This is a genomic window from Kitasatospora sp. NPDC049258 (assembly GCF_040678895.1).
Lineage (GTDB): Bacteria > Actinomycetota > Actinomycetes > Streptomycetales > Streptomycetaceae > Kitasatospora.
Genome location: NZ_JBFAQT010000059.1, coordinates 19,443 through 33,054, shown reverse-complemented (window position 1 = coordinate 33,054; position 13,612 = coordinate 19,443). Strand labels below are relative to the sequence as shown.

Annotated in this window: 17 protein-coding genes and 1 riboswitch; of the genes, 14 read left to right on the top strand and 3 right to left on the bottom strand. The window is 74.4% G+C overall.

Going from position 1 to position 13,612, the window contains the following annotated elements; genetic code table 11:
* The 3 genes from AB0K43_RS29860 to AB0K43_RS29850 all read left to right on the top strand — a co-directional run.
* On the top strand, positions 1-126 hold a 126-nt coding region (locus AB0K43_RS29860), incomplete at its 5' end, for a transglycosylase family protein (RefSeq protein WP_363645245.1).
* 148 nt (positions 127-274) lie between these two features.
* Positions 275-1,006 (top strand): SDR family oxidoreductase, encoded by a 732-nt coding sequence (locus AB0K43_RS29855; protein ID WP_363645239.1) that lies wholly within the window; start codon positions 275-277, stop codon positions 1,004-1,006.
* A gap of 1 nt (position 1,007) precedes the next feature.
* Positions 1,008-2,096 (top strand): S-adenosylmethionine:tRNA ribosyltransferase-isomerase, encoded by a 1,089-nt coding sequence (locus AB0K43_RS29850; protein ID WP_363645237.1) that lies wholly within the window; start codon positions 1,008-1,010, stop codon positions 2,094-2,096.
* 37 nt (positions 2,097-2,133) lie between these two features.
* Here AB0K43_RS29850 and AB0K43_RS29845 read toward each other — a convergent pair whose 3' ends face one another.
* On the bottom strand, positions 2,134-2,847 hold the full coding sequence (locus AB0K43_RS29845) for a class I SAM-dependent methyltransferase (RefSeq protein ID WP_363645235.1): 714 nt from the start codon (positions 2,845-2,847) through the stop codon (positions 2,134-2,136).
* 92 nt (positions 2,848-2,939) lie between these two features.
* Complete coding sequence (locus AB0K43_RS29840; protein WP_363645233.1) at positions 2,940-4,211, bottom strand: glycosyltransferase; 1,272 nt, start codon at positions 4,209-4,211, stop codon at positions 2,940-2,942.
* 390 nt (positions 4,212-4,601) lie between these two features.
* Between AB0K43_RS29840 and AB0K43_RS29835 the strand changes: the two genes are divergently transcribed.
* The 3 genes from AB0K43_RS29835 to AB0K43_RS29825 all read left to right on the top strand — a co-directional run bounded on the left by AB0K43_RS29835 (position 4,602) and on the right by AB0K43_RS29825 (position 6,446).
* A complete protein-coding gene (locus AB0K43_RS29835; RefSeq protein WP_363645231.1) occupies positions 4,602-4,925 on the top strand; it encodes a hypothetical protein in 324 nt (107 codons plus the stop codon).
* Between the two features lie 198 nt (positions 4,926-5,123).
* Positions 5,124-5,579, top strand: a complete 456-nt coding sequence (locus AB0K43_RS29830) for a LuxR C-terminal-related transcriptional regulator (protein ID WP_363645229.1) — start codon at positions 5,124-5,126, stop codon at positions 5,577-5,579.
* Between the two features lie 114 nt (positions 5,580-5,693).
* Positions 5,694-6,446: a Type 1 glutamine amidotransferase-like domain-containing protein gene (locus tag AB0K43_RS29825; protein WP_363645227.1), complete on the top strand. Its 753-nt coding sequence runs from the start codon at positions 5,694-5,696 to the stop codon at positions 6,444-6,446.
* Positions 6,447-6,462: 16 nt separating this feature from the next.
* Here AB0K43_RS29825 and AB0K43_RS29820 read toward each other — a convergent pair whose 3' ends face one another.
* On the bottom strand, positions 6,463-7,128 hold the full coding sequence (locus AB0K43_RS29820; RefSeq protein ID WP_363645225.1) for an MSMEG_1061 family FMN-dependent PPOX-type flavoprotein: 666 nt from the start codon (positions 7,126-7,128) through the stop codon (positions 6,463-6,465).
* A 187-nt stretch (positions 7,129-7,315) separates the two neighbouring features.
* On the opposite strand from AB0K43_RS29820, the gene AB0K43_RS29815 reads away from it, so the two are divergent.
* The 8 genes from AB0K43_RS29815 (at position 7,316) to AB0K43_RS29780 (ending at position 13,451) form a co-directional block, all read left to right on the top strand.
* Positions 7,316-8,155, top strand: a complete 840-nt coding sequence (locus tag AB0K43_RS29815) for an SMP-30/gluconolactonase/LRE family protein (protein ID WP_363645223.1) — start codon at positions 7,316-7,318, stop codon at positions 8,153-8,155.
* 95 nt (positions 8,156-8,250) lie between these two features.
* A riboswitch (FMN riboswitch) is annotated at positions 8,251-8,378 on the top strand.
* A gap of 167 nt (positions 8,379-8,545) precedes the next feature.
* On the top strand, positions 8,546-9,211 hold the full coding sequence (locus AB0K43_RS29810) for a riboflavin synthase (protein ID WP_363645221.1): 666 nt from the start codon (positions 8,546-8,548) through the stop codon (positions 9,209-9,211).
* A 56-nt stretch (positions 9,212-9,267) separates the two neighbouring features.
* Positions 9,268-9,861, top strand: a complete 594-nt coding sequence (locus tag AB0K43_RS29805) for a nicotinamide mononucleotide transporter family protein (RefSeq protein ID WP_363645243.1) — start codon at positions 9,268-9,270, stop codon at positions 9,859-9,861.
* On the top strand, positions 9,858-11,123 hold the full coding sequence (locus tag AB0K43_RS29800) for a bifunctional 3,4-dihydroxy-2-butanone-4-phosphate synthase/GTP cyclohydrolase II (RefSeq protein ID WP_363645219.1): 1,266 nt from the start codon (positions 9,858-9,860) through the stop codon (positions 11,121-11,123). The genes AB0K43_RS29805 and AB0K43_RS29800 overlap by 4 nt, the downstream gene beginning before the upstream one ends.
* 58 nt (positions 11,124-11,181) lie before the next feature.
* Positions 11,182-11,667: a 6,7-dimethyl-8-ribityllumazine synthase gene (gene ribH / locus AB0K43_RS29795; protein WP_363645217.1), complete on the top strand. Its 486-nt coding sequence runs from the start codon at positions 11,182-11,184 to the stop codon at positions 11,665-11,667.
* A 110-nt stretch (positions 11,668-11,777) separates the two neighbouring features.
* Positions 11,778-12,050 carry a phosphoribosyl-ATP diphosphatase gene (locus tag AB0K43_RS29790; protein ID WP_363645215.1) on the top strand — a complete coding sequence of 91 codons (273 nt, stop codon included), beginning with the start codon at positions 11,778-11,780 and terminating at the stop codon, positions 12,048-12,050.
* Positions 12,051-12,104: 54 nt separating this feature from the next.
* Positions 12,105-12,953 (top strand): ATP phosphoribosyltransferase, encoded by an 849-nt coding sequence (gene hisG, locus AB0K43_RS29785; protein WP_363645213.1) that lies wholly within the window; start codon positions 12,105-12,107, stop codon positions 12,951-12,953.
* A gap of 57 nt (positions 12,954-13,010) precedes the next feature.
* Positions 13,011-13,451 (top strand): PH domain-containing protein, encoded by a 441-nt coding sequence (locus tag AB0K43_RS29780; protein ID WP_363645211.1) that lies wholly within the window; start codon positions 13,011-13,013, stop codon positions 13,449-13,451.
* Positions 13,452-13,612 lie beyond the last annotated feature (161 nt).

The window sequence follows — 13,612 nt, the reverse complement described above, 5'->3', positions numbered from 1 at the left end:
TCCTACGCCCCGCAGGCCAACCTGGCCAGCAAGGCGCAGCAGATCGCCGTCGCCGAGAAGGTCCTCGCCGCCCAGGGCCCCGGCGCCTGGCCGGTCTGCTCGGTCAAGGCCGGCCTCACCAAGTAACACCCAGCACGCGACAGGGCCCGCCCCCACCCCGGGGGCGGGCCCATCGCCGTACCCCGACCGAGGACAGGGCCTAGGACCAAGGGCCCTGGGCGGTCGCGGCCCACGGCCGATCTGCCGGGGGCCTGCCGGGAGGCAGGCTCGGGGCATGAACGAGACGCAGAACACCGCCCGGGTCGCCGTCGTCACCGGGGCCTCCCGGGGCCTCGGCCTCGAACTGGCCCGCGCCCTCGCCATCCGGGGCTGGCAGCTCGTGGTCACCGCCCGCCACCAGGCCGAGCTGGCCGCCGCCGAAGCCGAGCTGGCCGCCCACGGCAAGGTGGTCGCGCTCGCCGGATCGGTGGTCGACGACCAGCACCGGGAGCGGATCGCCGATGCCGCCGCCACCCTCGGCGGCGCCTCACTGCTGGTCAACAACGCCTCCACGCTGACCGGCTACGAGCTGGCCGGCACCCCACTGCCGCCGCTCGCCGAGCACCCGAAGGCCGCACTGCTGGAGACCTTCGAGGTCAACGTCCTCGGTCCGCTGGTGCTCACCCAGCTGCTGCTGCCGCAGTTGCGCGCGCGGGGCGGGGCGGTGGTCAACCTCAGCTCCGACGCCGCCGTGGAGGCCTACTCCGGCTGGGGTGCCTACGGCGCCAGCAAGGCGGCCCTGGACCAGGCCTCGGCGGTGCTCGGCCGGGAGGAGCCGCTGATCCGGGTCTGGAGCGTCGACCCGGGCGACCTGCGGACCCGGATGCACCAGGAGGCCTTCCCCGGCGAGGACATCTCGGACCGGCCGCTGCCGATCACCGTGGTGCCCGCCTTCCTCGGCCTGCTGGAGAGCCGCCCCGCCTCCGGCCGCTACAGCGCCGCCGGTCTGCTCGCGGACGGTGAGTGAGATGTCCGTCGCCACCGAGGGCCCGGGCGCCCTGGACGTGTCGGTGCCCCCGGAGCTGTCCGCCCGCGCCCCCGCCGAGGCCCGCGGGCTCACCAGGGACGGCGTCCGGATGCTGGTCGGCCACCGCGACACCCTGGACACCGAGCACCGGTACTTCCACGAGCTGCCCGAACTGCTGCGCCCGGGCGATCTGTTGGTGGTCAACAACTCCGCCACCGTGCCGGCCGCGCTCCCCGGACGGTTGCCGGCGGGCGGCGCGGTGGTGCTGCACCTGTCCACCGCCCGGCCGGATCCGCTCGGCCACCACCTGGTCGAGCTCCGCCGCCCGGCGGCCGGCGCCGCCGAGTACTTCCCGCCGGGCAGTTCACCCGCCCGGGCCGGTCTGCGGATCGAGCTGCCGGGCGGCGCCCGCGCGGAACTGACCGCCCCGCACACCCCGAGGCTGTGGCACGCCCGGCTCGCCCTCCCCGACGGGGTCGACGGGGTAGATGGGGTGATCGGCTACCTCGGCCGGTACGGGCGGGCGATCCGTTACGGCTACGTCGACCGCGAGTGGCCGATCGAGGCGTACCGGACGGTGTTCGCGGCCGAGCCCGGGAGCAGCGAGATGCCCAGCGCGGCACGGCCGTTCACCGCCGGTACGGTGGCCCGGCTGGCCGCCCGCGGCATCCTGGTCGCGCCGGTCACGCTGCACACCGGGGTGGCTTCGCCGGAGGCGCACGAGACGCCGTACGCCGAGCGGTTCCTGGTCCCGGCGGCCACCGCTGGGCTGGTCGGGCACGTCCGGGCCGGCGGTGGCCGGGTGATCGCGGTCGGGACCACGGTGGTGCGGGCGCTGGAGTCGGCGGTCGCCCCGGACGGGCGGCTGCGGCCGGCCGCGGGCTGGACCGAGCTGGTGGTGACCCCCGAGCGCGGCGTCCGGGCGGTCGACGGCCTGCTGACCGGCTGGCACGAGCCGCAGGCCTCGCACCTGCTGATGCTGGCCGCGGTCGCGGGCCTGCCGCTGCTGGAGCGCTGCTACGCCGAGGCGGTCGCCGGCCGCTACCTCTGGCACGAGTTCGGGGACGTCAACCTGCTGCTGCCGGACTAGGCGGCCCGGGGCCGTCGGGGCCGTCGGGCCCGTCGGGTCAGCGTGGGCCGGCCGTGCGGTAGACCGAGACGTGGGAGCGCGACTCCGCGGTGAACTCCCCTCCCGTCCAGTCGGCGTGCCGGGACTCCGGTGTCATGCCGGCCAGTTCGGCCATCAGGTCGAGTTCGGCCGGCCAGATGTACCGGTGCGGGCTGCGGGACAGCCGGGCCTCGCGGCCGCCCTCGGGGTCGAACCGGACGTGGTGCGAGACGACCTGCTGGCGCAGCACGTCGTAGGTGTCGAGCCCGAGGTGGCCCGGCGGCAGCTTGCGGAGTTCGGGGACCCACAGCTCGATGACGAATCGGCCGCCGGGTGCCAGGTGGCGTGCGGCGTTCCGGAAGCAGGCGACCTGCTCGGCCTGCGTGAGCAGGTTGGAGATGGTGTTGTAGACCAGGTAGACGAGCTGGAACTCGCCCGGCACCCGGGCGGTGGCCATGTCGCCGACGACGACCGGGACGGCCGCGTCCGCCTTGGTGCGGAGCCGATCGATCATCGGCTCCGACAGCTCGATGCCGCTGACCGGGACGCCGCGCTCGGCGAGCGGCACTGCCACCCGCCCGGTCCCGATGGCGAATTCCAGTGCCCGCCCGCCCCCGGCGAGCTCCACGAGCCGGTCCACCGCCGGCCCGAGCACCGCGGGCGCGAACATGCCCGCCCCGGGGGTGTCATAGCTCCGAGCGGTCCGGTCGTCCCACATCTCACGTTGAAGCATGAGCAGCGATGATCTCCCACCGCCGCTAGTACGTCAACGCACTTTTCCCGCCGAAGGATTGAGGGCGCGCCGCCGATGCCGCGGGTGAGGGTCTAGGTGCCGGCGGGGCCCGCCGCGGCCGCCCGCGCCACGAAGCGCAGCACGTCCGCGGCGCCGTCCTCGGCCGCGAGGCGGGCGGCGAGCCGCTCGGCGCGCTGCCGGTGGCCCGGGTCGTCCACCGCGCGCCGCAGCGCCTGGGCCAGCCGGCCGACGGTGAGCCGGCGCAGTGGCACCGGCTCAGGGCCGACCCCGAGTTCGGTCAACCGGGCGGCCCAGAAGGAGCCGTCGAGCTGGGCGGGCACCGGTACGGCCGGGACGCCCGCGCGCAGACCGGCGCCGGTGGTGCCGGCCCCGCAGTGGTGCACCACGGCGGCCATCCGGGGGAAGAGCCAGGAGTGCGGGACCTCGTCGACGGTCAGCACGTCCGGCCCCTCCACCCGCAGCCCGGTCCAGCCGCGCTGGACCACCGCCCGCACCCCGGCGGCCCGCAGCGCGTCCCCGACGGTGCGGCCCAGCTGCTCCGTGTCGCCCACCACCAGGCTGCCGAAGCCGACGTAGACCGGTGGCGGGCCGGCGGCCAGGAAGGCGCGGAGGGGCTCCGGCGGCTGCCAGCCGGGGGCCTCGTAGGGCCACCAGTAGCCGCTGATCCGGGCGGCGGGCGCCCAGTCGGCCGGGCGGCGGACGACGGTGGGGGAGAAGCCGTGGAAGACCGGCCAGCCGCCGCGGGCGTACCGGCGCCGCAGCCGGCCGGCGGAGGCCCGGGGTAGCCCGAGCTGGGCGCGCAGGGCCCGGACCGCCGGGGCGTACAGCCGGTCGACCGTCAGGCCCGCCACCCGGCCCGCGGCCCGGTTGCCCCAGGGGCCCAGCGAGCGGGTGGTGCCGGCGATCACCGGGAGGAACTCGCCGGTGGGGTCGAGTGGTTGGAGGTACAGCCCGGCGCTCGGCACGCCCAGCGCCTCGGCGGCGACCTGCCCGAGGGGGGCGGTGGGGGCGGAGAGCAGGAGCAGGTCGGTGCCCTGCCGCGCGGCCTCCAGCACGCCCCGGGCGAGCTCCGGCATGAAGCGACGGCCCATCCGCAGCAGGTGGGCCATGGCCAGCGGCCCGCCGCCCGCCCGGAGCATCCGCTGCCCGTGCTCGGCGGCCAGCTCCGCCCTCGGGTCCACCGGCAGCGGCCGGAACTCCAGCCCGGCCGCCAGCACTTGGTGCTCGAAGCCGGTGTGGGTGGCGAGCGCCACCGGGTGGCCGGCGGCCGCCAGCCGCCGGCCGAGGCCCAGGAAGGGAGCGACGTCGCCGCGGGAGCCGGCGGTCGCGATCAGAATGCGCACGGCAGGGAGTATCCCCGGCCGGGGGCGCCGCGCGGCGCGGCGGGCCAGGTGCCCCACCGATCGGATGACCCCTGGCGCGGCCCGGGTTGACGGACGATCACCACGAAAGGCCCGTCGGCCACGCCGCCGGACGGGGATTTCGCCCGGCCCGGAGGATGCGCACAGTTCTCGCCGGATATTCGGTCAAAGACCGGTAATACGCTCCCAAAGCGACATTCCTCGCCGCGCATATTCCATGGCCGGACGGGCGGGTCACGTGGCATTCTGGCGCGGCCACAGGGCTGTCCCCTGGCCCGGCGGAATGCCGACGGGGCCCCGGTGGAGCGGATTCCACCGGAAGCCGCTAGGGTCGCGCATCGTCTCTCCTCTCACCTCACCTGGGAATTCTTCTTGAACCTCGATTTCACTGCCGAGCCCCTTTTCTCCTGGTACGTGGTCCTGCTCGCCGTCAGCGGCCTGGCCATGGTCGTGCTCGCGATCGTCGCGGCGGGTCAGAGCGGCGGCATGCGGGCCCTCAACGGCCTGTTCGGCGCGGCCTTCCTGGGCTACGCGGTCTACCTCGGTTTCATCTTCGAGGGCGGCGAGTACCGGATGTTCTTCCAGGCCTTCATCCTGCCGGTGCTGCTGATCGTCAAGTTCGTGAAGGGCCTGAGCGAGCGCGGCACCCAGGCGCCGGCCCAGCCGGTCCACCCGGCGCCCGACGCCACCAGCTGATCCACCCGGGCCGAGCGCCCGCACCGGACCACCGCTCTGGCCGGTACCCCCACACCGGCCAGGGCGGCCGCGGACCCGGGCTCCAGGGCGCTGACCCCGGACGCCCGGGCCGCCGCGCTACGGACGGCCGAGCAAGAGACGGCGGCCACCGCCAAGGCCCTCGGCCTCGGCCCCGACGAGCGGTCGACCGCCCGCGACGTGCAGATCGACCGCGACGGCGCCCGGCACGTCCGGTACGACCGCAGCCACCGCGGGCTGCCCGTGGTCGGCGGCGACCTGGTGGTGCACCGCGCCGCCGACGGCCGGATCACCGGCAGCGACCTCGCCCACCGGGGCAAGCTCGTGCTGCCGCGCGTGACCCCGAAGCTCACCCGCGCCGAGGCCGCGCGGACCGCCGTGGGCAGCGCCAGGAGCGTACGCGGTGCCACCGCGCCGGCCGAGTCCGACGTCGAGCTGGTGGTGTACGCGGCCGACGCCGCCCCGGTGCAGCCGCACATCCTCGGCCTGCTCCGGGAGGTTGCGACCAACCGCGAGATCGCCGCCGCACTGCACCTGTCGGTCAAGGCGGTCGAGGCCAACCTGACCAGGCTCTACCGCCGCCACCAGGTCCGCGGCCGGGCCGAGCTGGTCCGCACCCTCGGGCTCGCGCGCTGACCGTGGCCGGGCGCGGCCGCCGTGGTGCGGAGATCCCGGCGCGGAAAATCCCGGCGCCGGACCGGCCACCCGCTTGGTACGGTACGCCGGTTCGAGCCGACCCCGGGGGGATGCATGACCACTGTCCAGCTGATCGGTGGCGGCCGCACGCCGGCCGCCTTCCCGGCGCTCTACGGGCCGCTGCTCGCGGCGGCCGGGGCGGACCCGGTGGTGGCCTGCGTGCTGATCGACGAGGGCGAGGCGGCGGCGCAGTTCGCCGAGTGGGCCGAGCGGTTGCGCGCGGTGGCGCCCTGCCGCCCGGTGCCGGTCGCCGTGCGGATCGGCGACACCCTGGACGCGGCCGCACTGGACACCGCCGACGCGGTGCTGGTCTGCGGTGGGCTCACCCCCGCCTACCAGGCCGCGCTCACCGTCCCGCTGCGCGCGTACCTGGCCCGCCGCCCGATCCCGTACGCCGGATTCTCCGCGGGCGCCGCGATCGCCGCCCGCCGCGCCGTGGTGGGCGGCTGGCTGGCCGACGGCGTTCCGCTCTGCCCCGAGGAGACCGGCGAGGACCTGGAGGAGCTGGAGGTCCGGGACGGGCTCGGCCTGGTGGACTTCGCGGTCGACGTGCACGCCGCGCAGTGGGGCACCCTGCCCCGGCTGATCGAGGCGGTGGCCCGGGGCGCGGCCGAGCGGGGGGTGGCCATCGACGAGGACACCGTGCTCTCGATCGCCGACGGCCGGGCCGAGGTCCGCGGGCTCGGCCGGGTCCACCTGGTCGGGCGGACGGCCGATGCCGTCACCCTGTGCAGCTACCGGGCGGGGGAGCGGTTCCCGCTCGGAGTCGGCTCGCCCGGAGCGGCTCCCGCCCCGGCTCACTCGTAGCGGGTCCCGCCCCGGCTCACTCGTAGCGGTGCAGCAGTGACTCCGCCTCGGCCGCCAGGACCTGCTCCAAGGTCAGCCCCGGGACACCGAGATGGGAGAGGGTGACCTCCGCCGAGCTGGGTGCCGCGTCCGCCGCGAGCCACTTCTCCGGCTTCCAGGCGGAGCCGCGCAGGAAGGCCTTCGGGCAGTGGCCGTAGACCTCCTCCGCCTCCACCACGACCGCGCTGCGCGGCGGTCTGCCGACCGCGGTCAGCTGCGCCAGCAGCCGGGGGTCGGTGGACACGCAGGCCCGGCCGTTGACCCGCAGGGTGGCCTCGCGGCCGGGGATGACGAAGAGCAGCCCGGCCCGGCCGGTGGTCACGATGTTGTGCATCGAGTCCAGCCGCCGGTTGCCGGTGGCGTCGGGGATGGCCAGGGTGTACTCGTCCAGGACGGCGACGAAGCCGGGCGGCCCGCCGCGCGGGGTCACGTCGCAGCTCCCGTCGGTGCCGGCGGTGGCCAGGAAGATCAGCGAGGACCGGCCGATCACCTGCCGGGCGACCTCGTGGATCCGGTCGACCTCCTTGTGCCGGACCAGTTCGCTCGGCGGTTCGTACAGCTCGCGCAGCCCGGCGTCGTCGCGGACGGCCGTTGCGGCGAGTGCGTGGAAGACCTGGCTGCGGGGCTGCGGTGGTGTGGTCACGTACCGGCAACCTAGCCGACCGCCGATCTTGTGGGAACCCCTGCCGCCGCAGGCCCGACGCCTGTCACCGGCCGGCCCGCTCTGCTAGTTTCGCCGCGGGGGCGCCGGCTCCCGGGCGGGCGCGGGAGCGCGGCCCGCCGATCCGTCGACGGCGTCGCCCGCCGTCCCTGCCACAGGAGCGCGCCCAGTGCGTCCCGAACCCGTCGACGACCGGATCAGCGACCTGGGCGAGGGCCCGGTCTGGGACGAGCGCACCGGCGCCCTGCGCTGGGTGGACATCCCGGCCGGCCTGGTGCACCGCACCGACGGCGCCAGCCTCCGTCTCCCGCCGCCCGCCTGCGCGATCCTGCCCACCGTCACCGGCTGGGCCGCCGTCCTCGGCGACCGGGTGGCCGAGCTGGACGGGACGGCCGGGACCGCGGAGGCGGCCGGGATCCCCGTCCCGCTGGGCGAGGCCAGCCGCTGCAACGACGCCAAGACCGACCCGGCCGGCCGGATCTGGCTCGGCACGATGGCCCCGGAGGGCCTGCCCGGACGCGGCTCGCTGTTCCGCCTGGACGGCCGCAGCGCGACCGCCGTGATCCCCGGGGCGAGCATCTCCAACGGCCTCGGCTGGAGCCCGGACGGCAGCCGGATGTACTGGATCGACACCCCCACCCGTCGGATCGACGTGTTCGACTTCGACCTCGCGGACGGCTCGCTGCGGGCCCGTCGCCCGCTGGCCGCCGTCGAGGGCGGCTTCCCGGACGGTCTCGCCGTCGACGCCGAGGGTGCGCTGTGGGTCGCCCTGTGGGGCGGCGCCGCGCTGCACCGCTACCTGCCGGACGGCACCCTGGACACCGTGCTGCCCACCGGCGTCCCGCACCCGACCAGTTGCGCCTTCGGCGGCGAGGGCCTGCGCACGCTCTACATCACCACCGCCCGCCGCCCCGGCCCCGACGGCGACTTCTCCCCGCACGCCGGGCAGTTGCACGCGGTGCGGGTGCCGGTGCCCGGTCTGCCGCCCACCCCCGCGCTATTCCCGTGACCGGCCGATCGCCGAGTGAAGCAGGCCACATGACAAAGGTCTGCTACCGAGCGGTCGATCATGGCAGAATGACGGCAGTAGTAGTAGTGACGTTCAGCGCACTCCGGGGTCGGTGAAAATCCGAACCGGCGGTTACAGTCCGCGACCCGTCCGCAGCCAGCGGCCGGTTGACCAGGTGAAATTCCTGGACCGACGGTTAAAGTCCGGATGGGAGGCGTGCGCGGCGGATCGGTGTGGCCACGGCTCGTCCGTGTGCCGTGCCGCAGGTGCGACAGGAGAGCTCTCGTTCGGCGACGACGCCGGACCAGGGGGAGCCCGGTCGTGCCGCTGTCCGCGTCATCTCCCATGTGCCGCCCCGGAGTCCGCGCCCCAAGCGCGAGGAGAACCCGGGTGTTCACCGGCATCATCGAAGAGCTCGGCGAGGTCGTCTCCATCGAGGAGATCGGCGAATCCTCGCGTATCCGCCTGCGCGGCCCGGTGGTCTGTTCCGACGCCCGCCACGGCGACTCCATCGCGGTCAACGGCGTCTGCCTGACCGTGCTCGACAACCCCGAGCAACTGGCCGCGGGCACCGGCGAGTTCAGCGCCGACGTGATGGCCGAGACGCTGCACCGCTCCAGCCTCGGCGTGCTGCGGCCGGGCTCCCGGGTCAACCTGGAGCGGGCGATGTCGCTCGGCGCCCGGCTCGGCGGCCACCTGGTCCAGGGGCATGTGGACGCCACCGGCACCCTGCTCTCCCGCGAGCCCGGCGACCTGGACACCGACGGCACCCCGCGCTGGGAGGTGCTGCGCTTCTCGCTGCCGCAGAGCATCACCCGCTACCTGGTGGAGAAGGGCTCGATCACGGTCGACGGCGTCAGCCTGACCGTGGTCGAGGCCGCGCTCGACTCCTTCACCGTCTCGCTCATCCCGGCCACCCTCGCACTGACCACGCTCGGCGCCAAGACCGTCGGCGATCCGGTCAACCTGGAGGTGGACGTGCTGGCCAAGTACGTCGAGCGGCTGCTCGACACCCGCACCCTGCCCGCCGCGCTCGCCCCGAAGGACGCCTCGTGAACTGGCTCGGCGGCACCGCCTTCACCGCCTTCGGCCAGCACGTGATCTGGGCGGACATGATCGGCAACCTGCTCGGCTTCGCCGGCCTCGCGCTCGGCTGGCGCCGCTCGGTGTGGAGCTGGCCGGTCCAGCTGCTCTCCGGCGCGGTGCTGATCGCCGCCTACCTCGGCGGCGACTCGCCCAACCCCGGCCTGATCGGCAAGCAGGTGATCGTGATCGCCGCCGCGGCCTGGGGCTGGACCCGCTGGCAGCGGGGGCGGCGCACGGCCGGCGAGATCGCGGTCCGGTTCGCCTCCTGGCCCGAACGGGCCGCGCTGGCCGGCGCGCTGGCCGCCGGCACGGTCGCGCTGGCCGGCCTCTACCTGGCCAACCCGAGCTGGTCCTGGAACCCGTGGGCGGACGCGTACATCTTCGTCGGCACGCTGGCCGCGATGTACGCCCAGGCCCGCGGCTGGATCGAGTTCTGGTTCGCCTGGATCGCCGTCGACGTGGTCGGCGTCCCGCTCGCCTTCGACGGCGGCTACGCCTTCTCCGGCCTGACCTACAGCATCTACTTCGTGCTGGTGCTGCTCGGCCTGCGCGCCTGGTGGCTGCGCAGCCGCACCCTGCGCCCCGCGGGCGCCGACATCCCCCAGGGAGCTACGGCATGACCACCGACCAGATCGACCAGGAGCCGGTGCTCGACCCGGTCGAGCGCGCCATCGCCGACATCGCCCTCGGCCGCCCGGTGATCGTGGTGGACGACGAGGACCGCGAGAACGAGGGCGACATCGTCTTCGCGGCCTCCGCCGCCACCCCCGAGCTGATGGCCTTCACCATCCGCTACAGCTCCGGCGTGATCTGCGTGCCGATGACCGGCGACGAGGCGGACCGGCTCGAACTGCCCCCGATGACCCGGGTCAACGAGGACCGCAAGGGCACCGCCTACACCGTCTCGGTGGACGCCAGGGACGGCGTCTCCACCGGCATCTCGGCCGCCGACCGGGCGCGTACCGTCCGGCTGCTGGCCTCGGCCGGCACCGGCCCGGCCGACCTCACCCGGCCCGGCCACGTCTTCCCGCTGCGCGCCGTCGAGGGCGGGGTGCTGGTCCGCCCGGGCCACACCGAGGCCGCCGTCGACCTGGCCCGGCTGGCCGGCCTCGCCCCGGCCGGCGCGATCGCCGAGGTGGTCAACGACGACGGCACCATGGCCCGGCTGCCCGAGCTGGTGGTCTTCGCCCGCGAGCACGGCCTGGCGATCATCTCGATCGAGGACCTGATCGCCTACCGCCGCCGCACCGAACTGCACGTCGACCGGGCCGCGGTCACCGCGCTGCCCACCGAGCACGGCGTGTTCACCGCGGTCGGCTACCGCGGCACCATCGACGGCGTGGAGCACCTGGCGCTGGTGGCCGGCGGCCTGGACGCCGACGGGCGCCTGCCGGAGGGCGAGGACGTCCTGGTCCGGCTGCACTCGGAGTGCCTGACCGGTGACGTGTTCGGCTCGCTGCGCTGCGACTGCGGGCCCCAGCTGCAGGCCTCGCTCCAGCAGGTCGCCGAGTCCGGCCGCGGCGTGGTGCTCTACCTGCGCGGGCACGAGGGCCGCGGCATCGGCCTGGTGCACAAGCTGCGCGCCTACGAGCTCCAGGAGCAGGGCCGCGACACCGTGGACGCCAACCTCGACCTCGGCCTGCCCGCCGACGGGCGCGACTACAGCATCGGCGCCCAGATCCTCGCCGACCTGGGCGTGCGCTCGCTGACCCTGCTCACCAACAACCCGGACAAGCTGGCCGCGCTGACCGAGCACGGCCTCAAGGTCAAGGGCCGCCGGCCGCTCGCCGTCCGGACCAGCGAGCACAACCTCGACTACCTGCGCACCAAGCGCGACCGGATGGGCCACCAGCTGCCCTGGCTGGACGACGACCAGGCCTGAGCACCGGCCTCCCTCCCTCCCACCACCATCCCGACCAGAGCGAACAGGAAGTAGAGACGTGAGCGGCCACGGAGCCCCCGAGCTGAACCTGAAGAACTGCGCCGACCTGCGGGTCGCGGTGATCGCCGCGCAGTGGCACGACGAGGTCATGAACGGCCTACTGGACGGCGCCCACCGGGCCCTCAAGGAGCTCGGCATCGACGAGCCCACCGTGATCCGGGTGCCGGGCACCTTCGAACTGCCGGTCGCCGCCAAGCAGCTGGCCGGCCGCGGCTACGACGCCGTGGTCGCCCTCGGCGTGGTGATCCGCGGCGGCACCCCGCACTTCGAGTACGTCTGCCAGGCCGCCACCCTCGGCCTGACCCAGGTCGCCGTGGAGACCGGCGTCCCGGTCGGCTTCGGCGTGCTGACCTGCGACACCGAGCAGCAGGCCCTGGACCGCGCGGGCCTGCCGGGTTCGGCGGAGGACAAGGGCCACGAGGCGGTCACCGCCGCCGTCGCCACCGCCGCAGCGCTGCGCTCGGTCTCCGAGCCCTGGCGGTGACGGGCCGCCCGCCGGCCGCCGGGGCGCCGGCCGGCGGGTGTCCAACGTACTGTCCACTGTGCGGAACTGTTTACCGTCGGTCAGCCCGCAAGCCGTAAGGTGAGCTCATCATGGCTTCCAAGACATTCGAGGAGCTCTTCTCCGAGCTCCAGCAGAAGGCCGCCACCGGCGACCCCTCGTCCTCCCGTACCGCGCAGCTCGTCCAGCAGGGCGTCCATGCGATCGGCAAGAAGGTCGTCGAGGAGGCCGCCGAGGTCTGGATGGCCGCCGAGCACGAGTCCGACGAGCGGACGGCCGAGGAGATCTCCCAGCTCCTCTACCACCTTCAGGTGATGATGGTCGCCCGCGGGCTGACGCTCGACGACGTCTACTCGCACCTCTGAGTTCCGACCCGCCCGCCCTGTTCCACCCCCCTTTCAGCGAAGGAACCTCCGCTCATGCTGCGCATCGCCGTCCCCAACAAGGGTTCGCTCTCGGGTCCCGCGGCGGAGATGCTCCATGAGGCCGGCTACCGCCAGCGCAAGGACCCCAAGGAACTGGTGCTGGTCGACCCGGGCAACCAGGTGGAGTTCTTCTTCCTGCGGCCCCGCGACATCGCGGTCTACGTCGGCTCCGGCCGGCTGGACGTCGGGATCACCGGCCGTGACCTGCTGCTGGACTCCGCCTCCGACGCCGAGGAGGTGCTGGCGCTCGGCTTCAGCGGCTCCACCTTCCGGTTCGCCAAGCCGGTCGGCCTCGAGGTCGGCGACGTGCAGGACCTCGAGGGGCTGCGGATCGCCACCTCCTACACCGGCCTGGTCGAGCAGCACCTGGCCGAGCAGGGCGTGAAGGCGACCGTCACCAAGCTGGACGGCGCGGTGGAGACCGCGGTGCAGCTCGGGGTCGCCGATGTGATCGCCGACGTGGTGGAGACCGGTACCAGCCTGCGCAACGCCGGTCTCGAGGTGTTCGGCGAGCCGATCCTGATCTCCGACGCCGTGGTCATCCGGCCCAAGGGCGCCGGCGAGGACAGCCGGGTCGAGCAGTTCATGCGCCGGCTGCAGGGCGTGCTGGTGGCCCGCCGCTACGTGCTGATGGACTACGACATCCGGGCCGAGAACGTCGGCAAGGCCGTCGCGCTGACCCCCGGCCTGGAGTCGCCGACCGTCTCCCCGCTGCACACCGAGGGCTGGGTGGCCGTCCGGTCGATGGTGCTCCGCAAGGAGGCCCAGCAGATCATGGACGACCTGTGGGGCATCGGCGCCCGGGCCATCCTGGTGACCAACATCCACGCCTGCCGCCTCTGACCGCACCCGCTTCGGGCGGGGGCCCGACGGCCCCCGCCCGTTCCTCTGGAGCACCACGTGTCCACCGTCGCCGCCCCCCTTCCCGTCACCTGGGCCCCCCGCCGCACCCGGGCCGTGCTGCTGCCGATGTGCGGCGTGCTGGTGACCGTCTTCACCGCGATGGCCTTCGCGCTGCCGGCCAACTGGCACCTCAACGACCGGGTGGCCATGGTGGTCAGCGGCCTGCTCTTCGCCGGCGTCGCCCTGATGCTGGCCCGGCCGCGGGTGAGCGCCGACGCCGAGGGCGTCACGGTGGTCAACTTCGTCCGCAGCCGCCGGCTGGCCTGGGCCGAGATCGTCCGGGTCAACTTCCGGGCCGGCGACCCCTGGGTGACGCTGGATCTGGCCGACGGCACCGCGCTGGCCGCCGTGGGCATCCAGGCCGGTGGCGGTCGCGAGCGGGCCATCGCGGCCGCCCGTACGCTGCGCGACCTGGTGGAGCAGCACCACGCCGGCTGACCGTCCGGCGTGCCGCCGCACAGCGGCCGAAACAAGATCCCTACACTCGTTCGGGTATCGTCTACGCTGGTAAAGCCGGGGCAAAGCACCTGGCGCCACGAGCCCATCCCGACCTGAGGAGTGACACCTCCCCTCGATGGACGATCCGTCCGGTAGTCCCA

What these genes read in the sequence shown, in the direction of transcription:
- AB0K43_RS29805 (WP_363645243.1), top strand. Translation starts at nt 9,268, where the DNA reads ATGATCGGCAACCTGCTCGGCTTCGCCGGCCTCGCGCTCGGCTGGCGC.
- AB0K43_RS29825 (WP_363645227.1), top strand. Translation starts at nt 5,694, where the DNA reads ATGACCACTGTCCAGCTGATCGGTGGCGGCCGCACGCCGGCCGCCTTC.
- AB0K43_RS29845 (WP_363645235.1), bottom strand. Translation starts at nt 2,847, where the DNA reads ATGCTTCAACGTGAGATGTGGGACGACCGGACCGCTCGGAGCTATGAC.
- AB0K43_RS29855 (WP_363645239.1), top strand. Translation starts at nt 275, where the DNA reads ATGAACGAGACGCAGAACACCGCCCGGGTCGCCGTCGTCACCGGGGCC.
- AB0K43_RS29800 (WP_363645219.1), top strand. Translation starts at nt 9,858, where the DNA reads ATGACCACCGACCAGATCGACCAGGAGCCGGTGCTCGACCCGGTCGAG.
- AB0K43_RS29850 (WP_363645237.1), top strand. Translation starts at nt 1,008, where the DNA reads ATGTCCGTCGCCACCGAGGGCCCGGGCGCCCTGGACGTGTCGGTGCCC.
- AB0K43_RS29790 (WP_363645215.1), top strand. Translation starts at nt 11,778, where the DNA reads ATGGCTTCCAAGACATTCGAGGAGCTCTTCTCCGAGCTCCAGCAGAAG.
- hisG (WP_363645213.1), top strand. Translation starts at nt 12,105, where the DNA reads ATGCTGCGCATCGCCGTCCCCAACAAGGGTTCGCTCTCGGGTCCCGCG.